General features: G+C 74.4%; 14 protein-coding genes, 1 pseudogene and 1 riboswitch. Of the genes and pseudogenes, 5 read left to right on the forward strand and 10 right to left on the reverse strand.

From position 1 onward, the window contains the following. Positions 1 to 89 precede the first annotated feature (89 nt). Entirely contained in the window at positions 90 to 395 is a 306-nt protein-coding gene (locus ACZ6EM_RS20825; protein WP_465772961.1) for a GNAT family N-acetyltransferase, read from the reverse strand. A 532-nt stretch (positions 396 to 927) separates the two neighbouring features. Then, positions 928 to 1,434 (reverse strand): hypothetical protein, encoded by a 507-nt coding sequence (locus ACZ6EM_RS20830; RefSeq protein WP_401045788.1) that lies wholly within the window; start codon positions 1,432 to 1,434, stop codon positions 928 to 930. Between the two features lie 180 nt (positions 1,435 to 1,614). Between ACZ6EM_RS20830 and ACZ6EM_RS20835 the strand changes: the two genes are divergently transcribed. Beyond that, complete coding sequence (locus ACZ6EM_RS20835) at positions 1,615 to 2,193, forward strand: hypothetical protein (RefSeq protein WP_401045791.1); 579 nt, start codon at positions 1,615 to 1,617, stop codon at positions 2,191 to 2,193. Positions 2,194 to 2,479: 286 nt separating this feature from the next. Here ACZ6EM_RS20835 and ACZ6EM_RS20840 read toward each other — a convergent pair whose 3' ends face one another. After that, positions 2,480 to 2,950, reverse strand: coding sequence for a DIP1984 family protein (locus tag ACZ6EM_RS20840; RefSeq protein ID WP_359911388.1), 471 nt, complete (start codon positions 2,948 to 2,950; stop codon positions 2,480 to 2,482). Between the two features lie 130 nt (positions 2,951 to 3,080). Further along, positions 3,081 to 3,189, reverse strand: a pseudogene (locus ACZ6EM_RS20845) (AraC family transcriptional regulator); the annotation flags it as partial. A gap of 432 nt (positions 3,190 to 3,621) precedes the next feature. Here ACZ6EM_RS20845 and ACZ6EM_RS20850 point away from each other — a divergent pair. Both ACZ6EM_RS20850 and ACZ6EM_RS20855 read left to right on the forward strand, forming a co-directional pair. After that, the gene (locus ACZ6EM_RS20850) at positions 3,622 to 4,863 is read left to right on the forward strand and encodes a hypothetical protein (RefSeq protein ID WP_465772962.1); all 1,242 of its coding nucleotides are present in this window, start codon (positions 3,622 to 3,624) and stop codon (positions 4,861 to 4,863) included. Positions 4,864 to 4,914: 51 nt separating this feature from the next. Further along, on the forward strand, positions 4,915 to 5,349 hold the full coding sequence (locus ACZ6EM_RS20855) for a hypothetical protein (RefSeq protein ID WP_465772963.1): 435 nt from the start codon (positions 4,915 to 4,917) through the stop codon (positions 5,347 to 5,349). A gap of 3 nt (positions 5,350 to 5,352) precedes the next feature. Here the strand turns inward: ACZ6EM_RS20855 and ACZ6EM_RS20860 are convergent, their stop codons facing one another. Together ACZ6EM_RS20860 and ACZ6EM_RS20865 are read right to left on the reverse strand one after the other, a co-directional pair. Then, positions 5,353 to 6,432, reverse strand: coding sequence for an NAD-dependent epimerase/dehydratase family protein (locus tag ACZ6EM_RS20860; RefSeq protein WP_465772964.1), 1,080 nt, complete (start codon positions 6,430 to 6,432; stop codon positions 5,353 to 5,355). Continuing rightward, on the reverse strand, positions 6,429 to 8,546 hold the full coding sequence (locus tag ACZ6EM_RS20865; protein ID WP_465772965.1) for a DUF362 domain-containing protein: 2,118 nt from the start codon (positions 8,544 to 8,546) through the stop codon (positions 6,429 to 6,431). Before ACZ6EM_RS20865 ends, ACZ6EM_RS20860 begins: the two co-directional genes overlap by 4 nt. Positions 8,547 to 8,782: 236 nt before the next feature. Here ACZ6EM_RS20865 and ACZ6EM_RS20870 point away from each other — a divergent pair, with 236 nt between their 5' ends. Further along, positions 8,783 to 10,036: a threonine/serine exporter family protein gene (locus tag ACZ6EM_RS20870; RefSeq protein ID WP_465772966.1), complete on the forward strand. Its 1,254-nt coding sequence runs from the start codon at positions 8,783 to 8,785 to the stop codon at positions 10,034 to 10,036. Between the two features lie 41 nt (positions 10,037 to 10,077). Here ACZ6EM_RS20870 and ACZ6EM_RS20875 read toward each other — a convergent pair whose 3' ends face one another. Together ACZ6EM_RS20875 and ACZ6EM_RS20880 are read right to left on the reverse strand one after the other, a co-directional pair. Next, the gene (locus ACZ6EM_RS20875; RefSeq protein ID WP_401056597.1) at positions 10,078 to 10,791 is read right to left on the reverse strand and encodes an IclR family transcriptional regulator; all 714 of its coding nucleotides are present in this window, start codon (positions 10,789 to 10,791) and stop codon (positions 10,078 to 10,080) included. A 200-nt stretch (positions 10,792 to 10,991) separates the two neighbouring features. Next, positions 10,992 to 11,134, reverse strand: a riboswitch (SAM riboswitch). 85 nt (positions 11,135 to 11,219) lie between these two features. Beyond that, complete coding sequence (locus ACZ6EM_RS20880) at positions 11,220 to 12,293, reverse strand: hypothetical protein (RefSeq protein WP_452179981.1); 1,074 nt, start codon at positions 12,291 to 12,293, stop codon at positions 11,220 to 11,222. Positions 12,294 to 12,554: 261 nt separating this feature from the next. Between ACZ6EM_RS20880 and ACZ6EM_RS20885 the strand changes: the two genes are divergently transcribed. Continuing rightward, complete coding sequence (locus tag ACZ6EM_RS20885; RefSeq protein ID WP_465772967.1) at positions 12,555 to 15,806, forward strand: AfsR/SARP family transcriptional regulator; 3,252 nt, start codon at positions 12,555 to 12,557, stop codon at positions 15,804 to 15,806. Between the two features lie 63 nt (positions 15,807 to 15,869). On the opposite strand, the gene ACZ6EM_RS20890 is transcribed toward ACZ6EM_RS20885, so the two are convergent. Then, the gene (locus ACZ6EM_RS20890; protein ID WP_401048750.1) at positions 15,870 to 16,103 is read right to left on the reverse strand and encodes a hypothetical protein; all 234 of its coding nucleotides are present in this window, start codon (positions 16,101 to 16,103) and stop codon (positions 15,870 to 15,872) included. A 145-nt stretch (positions 16,104 to 16,248) separates the two neighbouring features. Next, positions 16,249 to 17,061 (reverse strand): dimethylargininase, encoded by an 813-nt coding sequence (gene ddaH, locus ACZ6EM_RS20895; RefSeq protein WP_452179984.1) that lies wholly within the window; start codon positions 17,059 to 17,061, stop codon positions 16,249 to 16,251. Between the last annotated feature and the right edge of the window lie 33 nt (positions 17,062 to 17,094).

A 17,094-nucleotide genomic window follows, 5' to 3' on the forward strand; every position in this document is an offset into this window, starting at 1 on the left:
TCGGACACTTTCGATCCACGCCTGATGCTGCGTCAGGCGGCGGCCGCCGCCGACACGGGTGAGCGCGGCTCGCACGAGGTGGCACCCCGTCACGGTCGCGGCGGGTCCGCTCGCAGGAGCCAGCCCTCGCCACCGGCGAAATCGATGCCCTGGAAGGAGGCACCCACCTCCACCTGCTCGAAGCCGAGTTCCCGGTGCAGGTCGAGCGAGGCGCGGCTCCTGGCGGAGATGAAGCACCAGACGGCCGACCCTCCTCCCCAGGCCCATTCCATCCGCCGCCGGGTCAGCAGCCTCGCGATTCCACGGCGCCGCCAGTCGGGATCCACCGTGACACCGGTCAGGTAGTGGCCGGCCGGGGCGCCGTCCCCCGGCGTGCTCGGGCAGGAACGCCGCACTCGCGTACCCGACGGCTTCACCGGACACCTTCGCGGTGATCACCAGGCTGCGCTCAGCACGCAGCGCCCGCCGGATGCGGTCCGCCCAGTCGCCCGCCGAACCACCGCGCGCCCGGGCCTGGATCGCGGCCAGCCCCGGCACATCGTCCCCGGTCGCCTCCTAGACCACCGCGGTCACCGGAGCGGGCCGCTCGGCCGGGTCCGGAGCGTAGGCGGCGAACCGCGCGTCCTGCCCTGCCACGTCGCCTCCCCGCCGTCCGACGTCGTCCCGAACCCGCACGCTACGGCGGCGGGCACGGCCCCCGCCACCCGGCTACGACGCACCGGGCCACGATGTCGGAGCACTGCTCGCACGCGCGGACGACGATCCGCTGCGGGCGGCCGAACTGGTCTCCGGCGACCACCCGGCGACGCGGTCGGACCTCACCGCCACTGGTCACCGGAAGGATGGAACTCCCGTAAGAGCGAGAGACGTTGGCGATCGAGTGGAGGCCGGTCCAGCTGCGGCCCGAGGAGCCGGGCCGGCCGCCCGTCAGCAGTCAGGGCAGTCGGGAACCGGGGGAATCGTCGGGAAGGTGTCGTTCCCGAGGAGCCAGTCCGTGAGCCATTCCGCCAGGGTGACGTCCTGCGGGGACACGTAGTGGTGGTCGCAGGCGTTCTCGTCCATGCCCCACATGGCGCCCTGCGGAGTGCTGAGGTCGAGGCACCACCAGATGACACCGCCGAGGGTCACCAACGGCACCACGCTGGGCGGAAAGCCCGGCTCGGAGGCCCATTTCCGGTAGACACGCGCCAGGGACCCTTCGTGGCTGAACCGCCGCTTCGACTCGGTGAGCGAGACGACGCCGCCGTACGGCCCGAAGCCGCCGTCGGCGACCTCGCAGTAGATCCTCCGCAGCAGCGGCGCCATCGGAAATCCGGTGAGGGCCTCGAACTCGTCGGCGGCCTTCGTCGGTGCGGGCAGGGGAAGACCGCGGGCCTCGGCGAACTCGTGGAGGCCGGCGACGATCTCGTCATCGGTCCAGGCGGGAGAAGTCACGGAGGAACCGTAGCGGCATGATCGCCGGTACGTCCTCGCAGGTCGTCACGGCTCACCGCGCGGGGATCCGGTCCGGCAGCCGGTGCCCGTCCGCGTACCGGCCCCGGGTCCGCTCGGCTCTCCGACGCCGGATCGGTGGCATCGGGCCGCGCCGCCCGTCCAGTTGATAGCGTGATCGCCGTGACGGAGCTGGAAGAGTCGGAAGAACTGGAAGCGCTGGTCCTGACCCCCGACGAGCGGGCGCGGGGCGTCCGGGTCGACCGGGTGATGTTCACGATGGACTGGACCGGCGAGGACCACCCGGGGCAGCTGGCGGCATTCGTGGCCGGCCGGGTACGGGCTTTCGGGGCAGAACCGGCGGGCATCGGCACGGAGGTCGTCCACCGGGCGGCCGAGGACGACCCGACGCTGCGCCGCGGTGACGTCCCGGTCCGTCAGCTCGATCACCTCGCCGCCGTGCTGGCGGACCTCGGCCGCACGCTCCTGGTGTGGGAGAACGGCACCGACACCTATGAGCTGCTGGTCGCGCTGACCGGTGGGCGCGAACCGGCCGGGTTGCTGCACGAGGGCCTCCCGGTGCGGGCCTGGGGCTCGGAGCCCGAGGAGACCCTGGTCAGCCTGAACTGCCCGGACTGCTCGCAGATGCTGGTGTGGGAGCTGCCCCCGACCGAGACCCTGGCCGACGAGCACTGCGACTGCGGGGCCGCGTTGTTCGACGCCGAAGGCCGCCCGCTGCCCAACGTCACGCTCCACGCCTGAGCCGGGCCGACGCTCCGCGCAGGAAGTCGGCCCAGCCGACTTCCTGCGCGGAGCTGCGATGTGGAATGCCCCGAACCCGCCCTCACCGCCTCGGACCTGCACGTGGTGATGTGCTGTGTGCTGTGCACGGTTACCTGTACGCGGTGCTGAGCTGCACTGTTGATGGGGAGTCGAACCCCGCGTTGCTCTTCACGCGCCAGGAGTGGGCCGGAATACCGCCGGCCCTCGGTGTGTGCACGCCTCCGAAGCTGCTACCTGCTCCACATCGTCCGAACCTGCCGGACTGTCAGTCCAGCAGATCGACCTCCCAGTTCGTGCGCTGGATCCGCACATCGACCTCGCGGATCTCCCGCGCGAGCGCATCCGCCTGACCGCGCAGTTCGGCGACCGGGAGCGCGGAGAGCATCATCAGCTCGGACCGGAGCTGCCGACCGTATCCCCGGTCACCCGTCCCCGCCGCCGCGTCCGCCGCCGCGGTGACCACGGAGTGGCGCAGCCGCAGGACGTCCCGGCGGGCGAGGGCATCGGTGAGGGTGCCGTCCGGACCCATCTCCACGGTGGCGTTGGTCCGGTTGATCCGCCGGATCAACGTTTCCAGGGCGTCCAGCACCTCGCCGACCTCGGCCAACAGCTGGGCCGCGTCCTCGGCGGGCGTCTCCCCCTCCTGGTGCCGCGCACTGCTGACGATGCGCGCCCGCAGCTGTTCCGTACGGCGCGTCGCCTCCGCGCGTTCTGCCAGTGCCTCGGCAAGCTTCACTTCTGCACCTCCTCCTCCAGAGCTCGCACGAGTATACGAGTGCGAACCGGCCCGTCCGCACCTGGTTTTCCGCTCCGCCAGGGCCCTGACCAGCGACGGAGCCGGAGCGCGGAACCGGGTCGACGGCCGGTCAGGCCCCGCTCGGGGCGGCGGCCCGGCCGCGGAAGGTGGCGCGGTGGGCCTGGGGGCGACACCCCGATCGCCGCGTGCAGGTGCTGGCGCAGCGAGACGCCGGTGGCCCTGCGGGGCTACGGGACGATGGCCCAGAGCGCGCAATCCGCGGGGAGCGGCTGGGTCCCACCAGTGACGTGCACCTTTCCGTCCTTTTGTGTGGCTCATTGGCAGGACCCATGGGAACACTTTCCTGCGCAAAGGCCACTGTTTTCGCAGGGGCTGTGGCGACCGGCGCTTCAGGCGTCAGCGTGGCGGTCGGCTGCGCAGGCATCATCGAGATCAATCCACCTTTCTCCGAGGATTCTCCGCGAGACCAACGGAGGGCGATCACCCAACGTCACGACTCGATGACAGAACCCCTCGTCGGGCTTGCACACCTGGATCGCACACGCACGTCGCAAGGCGACCCTGTACGCACTCACCGTGTCACAATCAGTGCGCATCGCATGCGATCAAACCGTGCCCCTCATACGATGATCAGTGGAGGCCACGACACGATGGGAACCTACCCCTACGCCTTCCACATCGCCCTGGACGGGAACGGCATGAACGGTCTGGAGGGCGCGGCCGGCGTCTGCGTCTTCCGCTACAACCCGGACAGTGGCGAGTACGCCTACCGGGTGCGGTACTACGACGGCATCTCGGGGGGCCACGCCGTCAGCATCACCCCCGACCGCAGGTTCGGGTTCCTCGGCAACGCCGGGCAGCAACTCCTGTTCTACGACGTGCAGTCCCTGGACGAGAGCGAACGCGTCTCCACCCTGCGCTTCGAGCCCCCCGACGCGGCCATCAAGAGCAGCACCCACATGGTGTGGCTGGACGGCACCCACGGCGTCACCGCGATCGGTGACGGCCTGTGGCTGATGGACCTCGACCGCCCCACCGAGGCCGAGCGCATCGGCGACCACCTGCTCAAGCTGCCGCACGCCATGAAGCGCACCGCCTCCGGCCGGTACCTCGTCTACGGCGGCATGGACCACCCGGGCCGGGGCGAGGCCGCCGAAGTGGGCATCTTCGACCTGGAGAAGCGCACCGCCCGGCGGGTGCGGCTGCCGACGACCTGCTGGCACGTGGCCTGCCACCCGGGCGACGAGCGGTTCTACGCGCTCTCCTTCCGTGTTCTGCCGCAGGAGGGCCGGGACTGGCACGAGTGGGCCATGGCCTACTTCAAGGAGTACGTCTACGAGATCGACGCCGGGACCGGGCAGATCCTGCGGCACTGGGCGTGCGGGCAGAGCTTCCCCGCGCACATCAACTCGGACGTCTGCGTCTCCGACCGCGAGCTGATCTACTGCAACGGCGGCAGCGGCACCATCGTCATGATCGACCTCGCCGACTTCGCCTCGTACCGGGTGATCGACGAACGCCCGCGCCTGGCCGCGCAGTTGCGCTCCGCCCGGCAGGCGGCGCGGCAGGTCACCGACGCCTTCACCCGGGGCTCGCCCGGCCGAAGCAGCAAGCACTTCGTCGGCGCCCTGCGGGTCACCCGCGGCACGCTCGTCGACGGCGTCTACGCCTGCCAGCTCTCCGCCGACCAGTCCCTGCTGTTCACCGCCAACCGGGGGCTCAACACGATCACCGTGTACGACTACCCGGCCAACACCGTACGGCTGCGGGTGGCGATGCCGGAGCTGCGCACCCACGTCCCCGACCTGCCCGTCTGGACCGACCCCCGCCTGGGGTTCCACCACAGCACGCTGCTGAGCCCCCGGCCGGCCGATGCCGGAAACCCGAACTGAGAAACCCGAACCGAGAAACCCGAACCGAGAAGCCCGAACCGAGGAGTGCTCATGAGCCCCGATACCCCCGAGCAGCTGAACGAAGAACTCCAGGCGGGCTGGGAGAACCTCCGGTCCACCGCGGCCAACATCGCCCAACTGCAGACCACGATGTGGGGCGACTGGGCGGAGCTGACGGCCGGGCTGGCCACCGGCAGGCTCGCCTGGGGGGAGGTCACCAGCGAGTTCTGGAAGTTCGTCGCGGACGAGGACCTGAGGTTCGCCCAGGAACTGAGCGGGCTCGGCATGGACTACTGCCAGCGGGTCGCGGAGGTCACCTGGGAACACGAACAACGCCTGCGCGACCGACTCCGCACGACCGCGCGGGGAGGCGACACCGCCCCCGCCGCGGAGGGCGACGCACCGACCGGAGGCGACACGAGCGGCGACACGAACGGCGCCGACACCGCCGCCACGCCCTCCCGCGCCAGGAACTCGAAGCAGTGACGCTCAGCCCGCCGCCGGTCCCCCCTCCTCCAGCGGACGGGGAAGCAGTTCCCGCGCGCCCGTCACCTCCGGGTGCGGCCGCAGCCCGGACCTGACCCGGTCCGACAGGTGCGGGCTGGTCACCAGCCAGCCGAGCGCCTCGACCAGCGCCTGCCGCGCGGGCCTCGGCCGGTAGCCGAGGTCGGCGGCCTTGTCGTGCCGGTACCAGTAGAAGCGTCCCATCGTCCGGGCCTCCGCCCGGGTGGTCGCCGGGGCCCGGGCGGTCAGCACGGCGCGGATCTCCCCCAGCGTCGCCGCCAGGTACGCGCCGGTGTGGCTGGCGGTGGCCCACGGTCCGCGGGTGCCGCACAGTTCGGAGACGGTCTGGTGGATGGTCCGCCAGGCCCAGTTCTCGCCGCCGAGCAGGTAGCGCTCCCCGGGCAGGCCGCACTCGGCGAGCAGCACGTGGCCCGCCGCGACGTCCCGGACGGAGACGATGTTGCAGCCGCCCGGGTAGGTGGTGCGCAGCGAGTCGGCCAGGTACCGGGTGATCAGCGCGTTGCTGGGCACCAGGCGCCAGTCGGGCCCGCCGACCACGATGGTCGGGCAGGCCGCCACCACCTCCAGGCCGAGTTCGGCGCCCAGGGCGAACGCCGTCCGCTCCTGGTCCAGCTTGGTGACGAAGTAGTCCGGCAGGTACTCCTCCCCGGGCGTCCACGCCTCGTCCCGGGCCACCGGTCCGCCCGACGAGCCGCAGGTGATGGAGGAGGAGGTCACCACGACCCGCCGGACCCCGGCCTCCGCCGCCGCCCGCAGCACCTCGCAGGTACCCTCCACGTTGGCCCGGGCCAGTTCCTCGCGGCTGGTGTCCCAGTAGGCGAACACGGCGGCGCAGTGGAACACCGTGTCGCAGCCCTCGAACGCGGGCCGCAGGCTGAGCGGGTCGCGCAGGTCGGCGTTGACCAGGGGCACGTCCAGGCCGTGCAGCTGCCGGAGGTCGCTGCTGCGGCGCACCAGTGCCCGCGCCTCGTGGCCGGCGGCGCGCAGCGCGCGCACCACGTGGGACCCGACGAGCCCGCTGGCGCCGGTGACGCACGCCCTCACGGGGCCCTCCTCGACCGCCGGTCCCGGGCCGCGGCCTCGCGCAGCCCCTGCCAGAAGCCGGCCACGGCCGGGCGCAGCGACTCGCGGAACTCGTCCAGCAGGGGGGAGCGGGTGGGGATGTCGCCGGGCGAGACGTGCCAGAAGCCGTCCGGTCCCAGGCGTCCCGGCGGTGTCGGCACGGTCAGGGCCTGGGAGGCGACGGTCCGCACCATCCGGGCGGCCTCGGTGAGCCGCTGGGTGGGCAGCTCGGCCGCCTCCAGGTCGTCGAACTCCTCCCAGGGCCGGCCGATCCGGTAGGGGCGTCCCTCGTACTGGGCCTCGAAGTTGTCGAGGGTGCGGGTGAAGAAGCGCTGGTAGGAGTCCTGGACGAGCGGGTCCCTGAGTTTGGGCCGGGTGTCGGGGCGGATCACCTGCCAGGTCAGCGGGAGGGTGAACCGCTGGCGCACCCGGATCACGATCCGGGTGCGGCCGCCGTCGGCCGCGGGGAGGAAGGTCACCGAGCCGTCGTCGTACTCGGCGGAGCCGTTCGGGCTGCGGACCGTGCGCCAGGAGATCCGCTGCCGGTGTTCGCGGTAGTCCACCGACTCCAGCTTGCAGACGTCGATGGGCGGGCCGCCGTGGTACGCCAGGTAGTTCGGCTGTGCCAGGTACAGGTTGCGTTCGATCTGGCGGGTGGGCCGGCCCTGGTCGTCGCGGGTCACCACGTGGACCCGTCCGCCGAGGTAGTCGGTCATGTAGCTGATGGACCGGCTGATGTCGACCCGCCGGACGAACTCCCGGTAGGGCGCGTTGACGGTGCGCTCGCAGCCGAACAGGATCGAGTGGCCGACGTGCTGCCACCGCATCTGCCAGGCGTCCGCGGGCAGCGCGTCGATCACCGTCTCCAGCGGCCGGAGGAGGTCGGTGATCCGGTCGAAGTCCTCGTGGGTGTAGGCGTCGGGGTCGACCGCGAGGGAGACGTCCCGGCGCCGCAGGCCGTCCTTGGCGTTGCCGGTCCGCCAGGCGCGGACGGTGGAGGAGGCCGAGGCCGCCGCGCCGACCATCGCGCACAGGGTGGCGGCGGCGGCCGGGTTGGTGTCCGCGGCGCGGATCAGCGAGGTGAGGAGGCGGGAGAGGCGGGCGAGCGCCGGGTCGGTGACCTCCGTGCCCGGGGCGACGTGCCAGGCGGCGACGCTGAACAGCCGGTGGGCCCGTCCGTCCGGGGCGAGCCGGCGCACCGCCTCGACCAGGGATCTCGGCGGGTTGCGCCAGCCCGGGTAGGGCGTCAGGTCGCCGTCGATCCGGTAGGCGTCCGGCAGGCCGCGGTCGCTGAGCACCCGGGCGTTGAGCGGCGAGGAGACGGGGTCGACGCCCATGAGCAGGGCGCCGACCAGGTCCGCCAGGGCGCCGTCGGGCGCGGCGATCACCGTGTCCGTCCGCAGCGGCCGGCCGACCTGCGATCCGGCGCAGCCGTGGCTGCTCACCACGGCGTCGATGAGGTGGAAGTCCGGCGGGTAGGAGCGCAGCAGGTCCAGGATGACCTCGGCGCCGTCGCGGCGGGCGCGGTAGTGGTGGTGCTTGTCGTCCTGCGGGAGCACGCCGAACAGGTTGGCCAGGCACAGGGCGTAGCCGAACTCCGGGTGGGTGCTGTTCTTGGCGATGTTGATCCGGAAGCCCGCGTCCAGCCAGCTGCGGGCCATGCCGCTGCCGTGCAGGACGGCGGAGTCGGGGAATTCGGCCGGCCCGACCTCCTCGGACAGGTCCACGACGCGGTAGGCGTTGCCCTGCGGGGTGCGCCCGCCGTAGCCGAGCCGGCGGCAGGCCTGGAGGAGTCCGGGGCCGGCCAGCCAGGTGTCGGGGCCGCAGCGGGCGGCGCCGACGGTGACCTCGCGGTAGCCGCGGTCGTGCAGGAGGTCGATCAGGTGCTCGACCAGGGCGGCGCTGACCGCGGTCGCCGGATCGCCGTACGCGGAGGTGCCCGGGGTCAACAGCACCGGGACCGCCTCCGGATCGCCGTGGGCCCGCTCGGCGAGGAGCTCCCAGAGCCCGGCCCGGGCGACCGCCTCCGCCAGCAGCTCGGCGGCGGTCAGCGGCCGGACCCGGGTGGAGCGGGCTACGGCGGCGACGACGGTCACATCTCCCCCAACGCCGGCGGGCGGTCCTCCTGCGCACGGTCGGGCCGTCGCCGATTCACCGGAAAGCATCCCAAAGAGGTTGAAAGCGATGCTACTGCCCGGGGGCGGATACCGGGGCGGGGCGCGCGCTCGTGTCCCGGGCCGGCCTCCGCCGCCGGCCCGGCCGGGAACGGCGGTAAACCGAACAGACCGGGGCACAGTCGGACCGATTCGGGCGGGATGGGACGATACCTGCCATGCCAAGCAAGTCTCCCCCGGTCCGGGGCACCGACGCCCCGCCCGACCCGCTCCGCCGTCTGCTGCTCGAACTGGGCGAAGCCCTGCTGGGCGGCGGCCTGCCCGTCCATGACGTCGAAGAGGAACTCCACTGGCTGGGGCGGGCGTTGGGGGCGCCGGACGTACGGGTCGCCGCCCTGACCAACGGGCTCTTCGTCGCGCTGGGGCCGGACGACGCCACCCGGTTCCAGCCGGTCGGCACCGCGCTGCGGTTCGAGCAGACGGCCGACGTCCTCCACCTGGTGCACCGGCTGCGGGCGGGCGAGCTCGACGGGCCCCGGGCGCTCGCCGAGCTGGACGGGATCCGGCGGGCGCCGGCCCGCCGGCCCGCGTGGGTGTCGGACCTCGGGGCGCTGCCGGTCGGGGTGGGGGTCTGTCTCTTCCTCCAGCCGGTGGCGGCGAACGTGCTGGCGGCCGGGCTCGGCTCGCTGCTCGTCGTGGGGCTGACCGTGCTCGCCCGGCGGCTGCCGTACCTGCGGCCACTGCTGCCCGTCACCGCCGGTTTCCTGGTCGCGCTGCTGGTCCTCTCGCTCGCCCGGGCCGGGCTGCTGGAGGGCCCGCTGCGGACCATCGTGGCCACGCTGGCGATCCTGCTGCCGGGCGGACTGCTCGTCACCGGGCTGTCGGAGATCGCCGCGGGTGCGGCCAGCGCGGGTACGGCCCGGCTGGTGTCCGGTGCGGTGCAGCTGGCGCTGTTCCTCGCCGGGGTGGCCGCGGCCGCGACGGCGGCCGGCGTGCCGGCCGCCGCGCTGGCCGACGTGCAGGTCGCCAGGCCGAGCTGGTGGGTGATCGCGCTGGGGCTGGCGCTCGCGGTGGCGGGCGTGGTGGTCAGCGTGAACACCCCGCCCTCGGCCGTCCCGTGGATCGTCGTGGTGATCGCGGTCAGCGTCACGGTCCAGGTGGTGGTGGGGTCGGCGCACGGCGCGGCGGTCGGCGGCCTGGCCGGCGCGGTCACCGCCGCGGCCGCGGCCACCCTGGTGCACTGGCTGCCGGGCGGTCCGCTCTGGCAGGTGCTCTACCTCCCGGCGTTCTGGATCGTGGTACCGGGCTCCTTCGGCCTCCTGCACACCGCGCAGATCGAGGTCGGGAACGGCGCGCAGTCGGTGCTGACGGCCGTGTCGGCGGTCTTCGGGGTGTCGATCGGCACCCTGATCGGCTCGGTGATCAGCCGGATCCCGCGTCCCTCCCGCGCCGTGCTGCTGCCCCGGGCCTGAGCCCGGGGCAGGCGGGGCCCCGACGCGGGCGGGGCCCCCGCTCAGGGGTGGCGCAGGGCCTCGGTGAGCCGGTGGGCGGCCTCGACGACGGCCTGGGAGAGCTGGGCGCCGGGGTGCCGGGTGAGGCGTTCGATCGGGCCGGACACCGTGACGGCGGCGACCACCCGGTTGGACTGGCCGCGGACCGGCGCGGAGACGGAGGCGACCCCGAGTTCGCGCTCGCCGACCGACTGGGCCCAGCCCCGGCGCCGTACGCCGCTCAGCGCGGTGGCGGTGAAACGGGCGCCCTGCAGTCCGCGGTGGAGCCGTTCGGGCTCCTCCCAGGCGAGCAGGATCTGGGCGGCGGCGCCGACCTTCATGGGGAGGGTGACGCCCACCGGAACGGTGTCGCGCAGGCCGGTGAGGCGCTCGGCGGCGGCCACGCAGATCCGCACCTCGCCCTGCCGGCGGTAGAGCTGGGCGCTCTCGCCGGTGATGTCGCGCAGCTGGGTGAGGACCGAGCCGGCCGCGGCCAGCAGCCGGTCCTCGCCGGCCGCCGTCGCGAGCTCGCCGACCCGCGGGCCGAGCATGAACCGGCCCTGGGTGTCCCTGCTGACCAGGCGGTGGTGTTCGAGTGCGACGGCCAGCCGGTGGGCGGTGGGCCGCGCCATGCCGGTGGCGGCGACCAGGCCGCCCAGCGTGGCGGGACCGGCCTCCAGGGTGCCGAGGATCGAGGTGACCTTGTCGAGCACGCCGACGCCGCTCGTGTTCTCCATGTGGGGGTACTCCAGTCTCGGGGCCCGGAGCAGCGGACGGTCGCTGCTCACGGCGGCTCCTGGCGGGGAGCCGGGGGGTGTGGTCAGCGAGGACGGGCCGGGGGAAACGGCCGATTGCCTGCGCCGGGCACGAGACGGGTACGCGAAAGCGCCGGGGCGGGAAGCGCCCGGGCGAAGGACAGCACAGAGAGCACCGTGTCTCCTCATCTTTCCCGCGCCACAGTGGCGACAGGCCGGAGTTGGCACTGCCCCCGGACGGCACGGCGCGTACTTCGGACGCCGGGTCGAACGGGGAGTTGCCGGGGCTTCGTAGGGCCGGTCCCTCCACCCCTCTGGATGATTCGCCAGGAACGATACAAGACTTCCCGGGCCGCTCGGCAAGCCCCCCCACCCCCGACCCCCACCCCGGCCGCCGCCCGCGGGCCCGCTCAGCGGTGGCGCGGCTCCGACAGGCCGGTGCACGGGGCCCGGTCCGGGCCGCCGGGGGCGGTGGCGTCCCAGGCGCTCAGGGCGGCGAGGGCGGCGGAGCGTTCGGAGGCCGTCGGCCGGGTGCCCTCGGGGCCGAGCAGGTAGTCGGCGACCGGGGTGAGCAGCAGGGTCGCGTCGCCGGCCGGGAGCAGCAGGGCCTCGTCCCACCGGTGCCGGATGACGGTGCGGCGCAGCAGGGTGCCGTGGCGCGGCCGGAGCGGGCGGTGGCGGCCGCGGCGGCGGCGCCGTTCGGGGGCGACCTCGGTCTCCAGGACGGTGCGCACGTCCCGCAGGGAGCCGAGCGGCACGTGTTCGGCGGCGAGGTCGAGGAGGGCCGCGGCCTCCGGGGCGAGCCGGTAGGCGGCGACCACCGCGGCGGTCTCGACGGCGTCGAAGGGCTGCCCGGCGAGCTGGGCGACGTCGATCACGTCGCCCGCGAGGAAGGCGCGCCCGAGCCCCTCCTCGGCGAGGGCGATCAGGCATTCCACGTGGTCGTCGGCGGCCAGGTAGGGGCGGACCGGGACGGTGGCGAGGTCGCCGGTGAGCGCGGCGGTGGCGACCCGTACCTGGTACCACGGGTCCAGCAGCGGGTCCTCGCCCGGCCAGCGCAGGGTGACGGCGGTGTGCCGGGGCCGCTCGCCGAACAGGGTGACCTCCACGGACTCCACCGGGTGATCGGTGACCAGCCGGTTGACGGCCTGCCAGAGCGTGGCCTCGGTGGGGCTGACGAGGCCGAGCTCGGCCAGCGGCCGGGGCAGGTCGGGCGGGTAGTAGCCGGCCAGTGGCAGGTCGCGGATCGGGCGGACCCCGGTGGCGTCGGCGAGGTCGCGCGCGACGCCCGCGTAGCACTCGGCCCGGTCGCGGGCGCGCTGCAGCTCGGCGCGGGCGTGCCGGCCCATCCGGACGCCGTCCCGGGCGAGCGCGGCGAGCACCAGGTACGGGAGGTGGCGCTCGCCCCGGGCGCGGTGGAGCAGGTCGACCGGTCCGGCGGCCGGGTCGACGTCGAGCAGCCGGTGGAGCAGGTCGGTGTTCATGGGGGTCCGCCTCCGAGAGCCGTGGTGGTCGGCCGGACGGCGGCCGGGCGACCGGGGACGTGGCGGGTCCGGCGGTCGGGGCCGGGCCGACTGCGGGCGCCACACCGTCGATTGTGGTCACGGCCGATCAACGCCGGATCACCACCGGGTCGATGATCCCTCGACATCCCGCGGGGTGCCGTGGGTTGATAGGGGCTCATCGAATCGGGGGGCGGCACGTGCGCGGACGGGGGCGAGCACATGAGGCGGGCAGGTGCAGGGATGGATGATTTCCGGTTCTCGGTGCTGGGACTGATGAGAGCGCAGCGCGGTGCGACCGCGCTGAAGGTGGGCAGCCCCCAGCAGCAGGCGATGCTGGCGGTGCTGCTGCTGCGGCCCGGCCACGGCGCGAGCGCCACCGACCTGATCGACGCCCTGTGGGGCGAGGAGCCGCCGGGCACCGCGATGACGACGGTGCGCACGTACGCCTGGCGGTGGCGCAAGGTGCTGCACGGCGAGGAACCGGACACGCCGACCGTACTGACCTCGGTCGGGGACGGCTACCGGCTGGTGCTGCCCAAGCACGCGGTGGACGCGGCGCAGGCGGAGGAGCTGGCGGCGCAGGCCGAGCGCACGGCGGCCGCCGGGGAGCCGCAGCAGGCGCGTGATCTGCTGAACCAGGCACTGGAGTTGTGGCAGGGCGAGCCGCTGGCCGGCATCCCCGGCCCGTTCGCGCAGCGCCAGCGCCAGCGACTCCAGGAGCTGCGGCTGACCCTGCTGGAGGAACGGATCGCCCTGGACCTGGCGCTCGGCCGCTACTCCCGGTGCATCCCGGAGCTGACCTCGCTGACCACCGAACACCCGCTGCACGAGCGGGCGTACGGGCTGCTGATGCGCGCGCTGTACCAGGCCGGGCGGCAGGCGGACGCGCTGGCGGTGTTCCGCGGCGCGCGTCAGCTGTTCCTGGCCGAGCTGGGCGTGGCGCCCGGGGTGGAACTGGACCTGCTGCACCAGCGGATCCTGGAGGGCGACCCGACGCTGGCCGCCCCGGCGCCGGTCCTCCGGCCGGTGTCCGCCGTGCCCGGGCCGGCCGCGCCCGGGCCCGGCCCGGCGGAGCAGACCGCGCCCGGGGCCGGAACGCCGGAGCCGGCCGGCGGACCCGCGGTACCGGACGCACCCGCCGCCGCCCCGGCCGGGAACGGCGTGCCGGCCCCCAGACCGGCCCAGCTTCCGCCCGACGCGGCCGACTTCACCGGCCGTACGGTGCTGGTGGAGCGGCTGGGCGGAGCCCTCGGCGCGCCCGGCCAGCAGGCGCTGGCGATCGCGACCGTGGTCGGCATGGGCGGGGTCGGCAAGACCGCGCTGGCCCTGCACGTCGCCCACCGGGTGCGCGAGGCCTACCCGGACGGGCAGCTCTACGTCGACCTGCGGGGCGCCGACGCCACCCCGGCCGATCCGGAGGCGGTGCTCAGCGGCTTCCTGGTGGCGCTCGGCGTGCCGGCCGACGCGGTGCCGGACGGACTGGACGCCCGCTCGGCGCTGTTCCGCTCGGTGGTGGACGGCCGGCGGCTGCTGCTGGTGCTCGACAACGTCCACGACACCGCGCAGATCAGACCGCTGCTGCCGGGCGCGGTCGGCTGCGCCGTGCTCACCACCAGCCGCACCCGGCTGTCCGGACTGCCCGCGACCGTCCAGGCCGACCTGGGCGTCTTCGAACCCGAGGAGGCGCTCGAACTGCTGGGCCGCACCATCGGCGCCGAACGGCTGGCCGCCGAGGCCGAGGCCGCCCGGGAGCTGCTGCTCGTCTGCGGCCACCTCCCGCTCGCGGTGCGGATCGTGGCGGCCAGGCTGGCCGCCCGGCCGAGCTGGACGGTGCAGACACTGGGCCGCCGGCTGGCGGTCGAGCGCCGCCGGATCGACGAGCTGCGCATCGGCGACCTGGAGGTGGCGGCCGCCTTCGAACTGAGCTACCGCCAGTTGACGCCCGCCCAGGCCCGGGCGTTCCGGCTGGCCGCCTCGGTGGACGGCCCGGACCTCGGGCTGCAGGCCGCGGCCGCCCTGCTGGACCTCGACGAGTACGACGCCGAGGACCTGCTGGAGGCTCTGGTGGACGTGGCGATGATGGAGTCGCCCTTCCCCGGCCGCTACCGCTTCCACGACCTGCTGCGCGCGTTCGCCCGGCGCCGTCCGGACGATCCCGGCGCGGCGGTGGCGGCCCGCGACCGGATGCTCGACCACCTGCTGGCCACCGCGTGCACGGCCTTCCAGCACGCCGTTCCCGGGGATCCGGCGGCCGGCGCGCTGGGGCCCGCCCGCAGCGCGGGCGTTCCGCTGGACGGCCCGGACGGGGCGCGGGCCTGGGCCGAGGCGGAGGGTTCCGGGGCGATCGCGCTGGCCGCCCAGGTGGCGGGCTGGACCGTCGCGGACGACGCCGCGGCCGCCCCGCCCGCTCCTGCCGACGGCCGTGCGCCGACGCATGGCCCGACACACGGGCCGGGGCAGGGCCCGGGGCCCGAGCCGCTGCGCGCCGCGATCGATCTGCTGATCGCGCTCACGCCGTTCGTCCTCGCCCCGCCCAGCCGCCAACTGGCCACCACCGCGCAGGCCCTGGCCGCCGCCGCGGTCCACCGCGCCGACCACCGGGCAGCTGGCCGGGCGCACTTCCTCCGCGGCAACGTCGCCCTGGCCGCCACCCGGCTGGAGGAGGCGGAGGCGGCCTCCCGGCTGGCGGTGGCCGCCTCCCGCTCGGCGGGCGACACGGTGATCCTGCGCCAGGCGCTGAACGACCTCGGCCTGGTCTGCCAGTTCCTCAGCCGCTACGACGAGGCCGTCGGGCACTACGACGAGGCGCTGCTGCTGGCCCGCGAACTCGGCCACCGCTCCGGGGCGCTGGTGACGACGGTGAACGCGGCGCTGGCCCGGGTGCGCAGCGGGCGGGCCGCCGAGGCGGTGCCGATCTGCCACGAGGCGCTGGCCGAACTGCGGACCCGGCACGACGATCCGGGCCGGGCGTACACGCTGTACGTGCTGGGGCTGGCGCTGCACGGGCTGGGGCGGCACGAGGAGGCGGTCACCTGGTTCGGCGAGTGCCTGGCGGTGGCCTCGGCGGCCGGTCTGCGGGCCCGGGCGGCGCACGCCCGCTACCGGATGGCGGACAGTCTGCGGTCGCTGGGCCGGACGGACGAGGCGCTGGAGCACGCCGGGCAGTCGCTGGAGCTGTGCGAGGAGCTGGGTGCCGAACGGGACCAGGGCCACGCGCTGGTGGTGCTGGGCCGGACCCTGGCCGACCTCGGGCGGGAGGCCGAGGCGGGCGGCCGGCTGCGGGAGGCGCACCGGATCTTCGTCCGGCTGGGGCTGCCGGAGGCGGCGGAGGTGGCGGGGCTGCTGTCCCCACGGGAGGGTTCTGCCGCATCGGCCGCGTCGGCTCCGTCGGCCGCGTCGGCTCCGTCGGTCCCGTCGGCTCCCTCGGTCCCGTCGGCTCCCTCGGTCCCGAAGGGGCGGCGGGCCGCCGACCGGCTGTCGTCGGGCTGCTGAAGAATCGATCCTGCGCCCGGCTTCGGCGCGCTCAGGAACCGGCGTGCACGGGGCCCGGCACGCTCAGGACCCGGTGCTGTTCCAGTCGCCGGTGCTGCCGTGCCCGGTGCTGGTCGGGGTCGGGGTGGGGACGGCCGTCGGCGTCGCGTCGCCGCTCACCACCGTCGCCGTCCCGGCGCCGGCCGACTCCGCCACGGCGACCGTGGCGGAGAGGCCCGCGCCCAGGGCGACGACCACCCCGAGGCCGACCGTGAACAGCCGCAGGCGGGTACGGGCGGTGGCCGGACGCTGCGTCATCTCTGGTGCTCCCTTGGGTCGCTTCCCCGGGGGGAAGGGGTTCCGTCGTGGTGTGGCACCAGTCTGGCCGGGGGCGGTCAACGGCCGATCTACAGCCGAGCACCGGTGGTCACCACTGATCACCGGTGCCCGGCCGAGCCGCTTCTCAGACCTCCGAACGGATCTCCAGGGTGCAGCACTTCACGCTGCCGCCGCCCTTGAGTAGCTCGCTGAGGTCCATCCCGATCGGCCGGAAGCCGCGCTCGCGAAGCCGCGCGGCCAGGCCGACGGCCGCCTCCGGCAGCACCACGTGCAGGCCGTCGCTCACCGCGTTGAGGCCGAACACCGCCGCGTCCTCGCCGCCCACCAGCAGCGCGTCCGGGAACAGCCGCCGCAGGACGGCACGGCTGCCGGCCGAGAAGGCCTCCGGGTTGTACATGATCTCGTCGCCGTCGAGCACGGCGAGCGCGGTGTCCAGGTGGTAGTAGCGCGGGTCGACCAGCTCCAGCCCGATCACCGGCCGGCCGAAGAACTCCTGGGCCTCCGCGTGCCCGTCGGCCACGCTGCGAAAGCCCCGCCCGGCCAGCACGGACCCCGCGGTCAGCAGCAGGTCCCCCTCGCCCTCGTTGACGTGCTCCGGATCGCGCGTCTCGAAGCCCCGGGCGCGGAACCACTCCAGGTAGGCCGGGCCCTCGGCGGCCCGCTCGGCGTTGCGGAAGCGCGCGCCGAGCACCTTGCCGTCCACCACGGTGGCGCCGTTGGCCGCGTAGACCATGTCGGGCAGGCCGGGCAGCGGGTCGATCAGGTCGACCCGGTGGCCGAGCTCGCCGTAGAGGGCGTACAGCCGCTCCCACTGGGCGACGGCGAGGTCGGTGTCCACCGGCTTGGCGGGGTCCATCCACGGGTTGATCGCGTAGCTGACCTCGAAGTGGGTCGGACGGCACATCAGGTAGTGGCGCGGGCGGGCGGTGCGGGTCATCGGGGCCTCCGGGTGAGGGCGGGTCGGGAGGTG

It is taken from the genome of Kitasatospora sp. NPDC041917, from assembly GCF_055589745.1.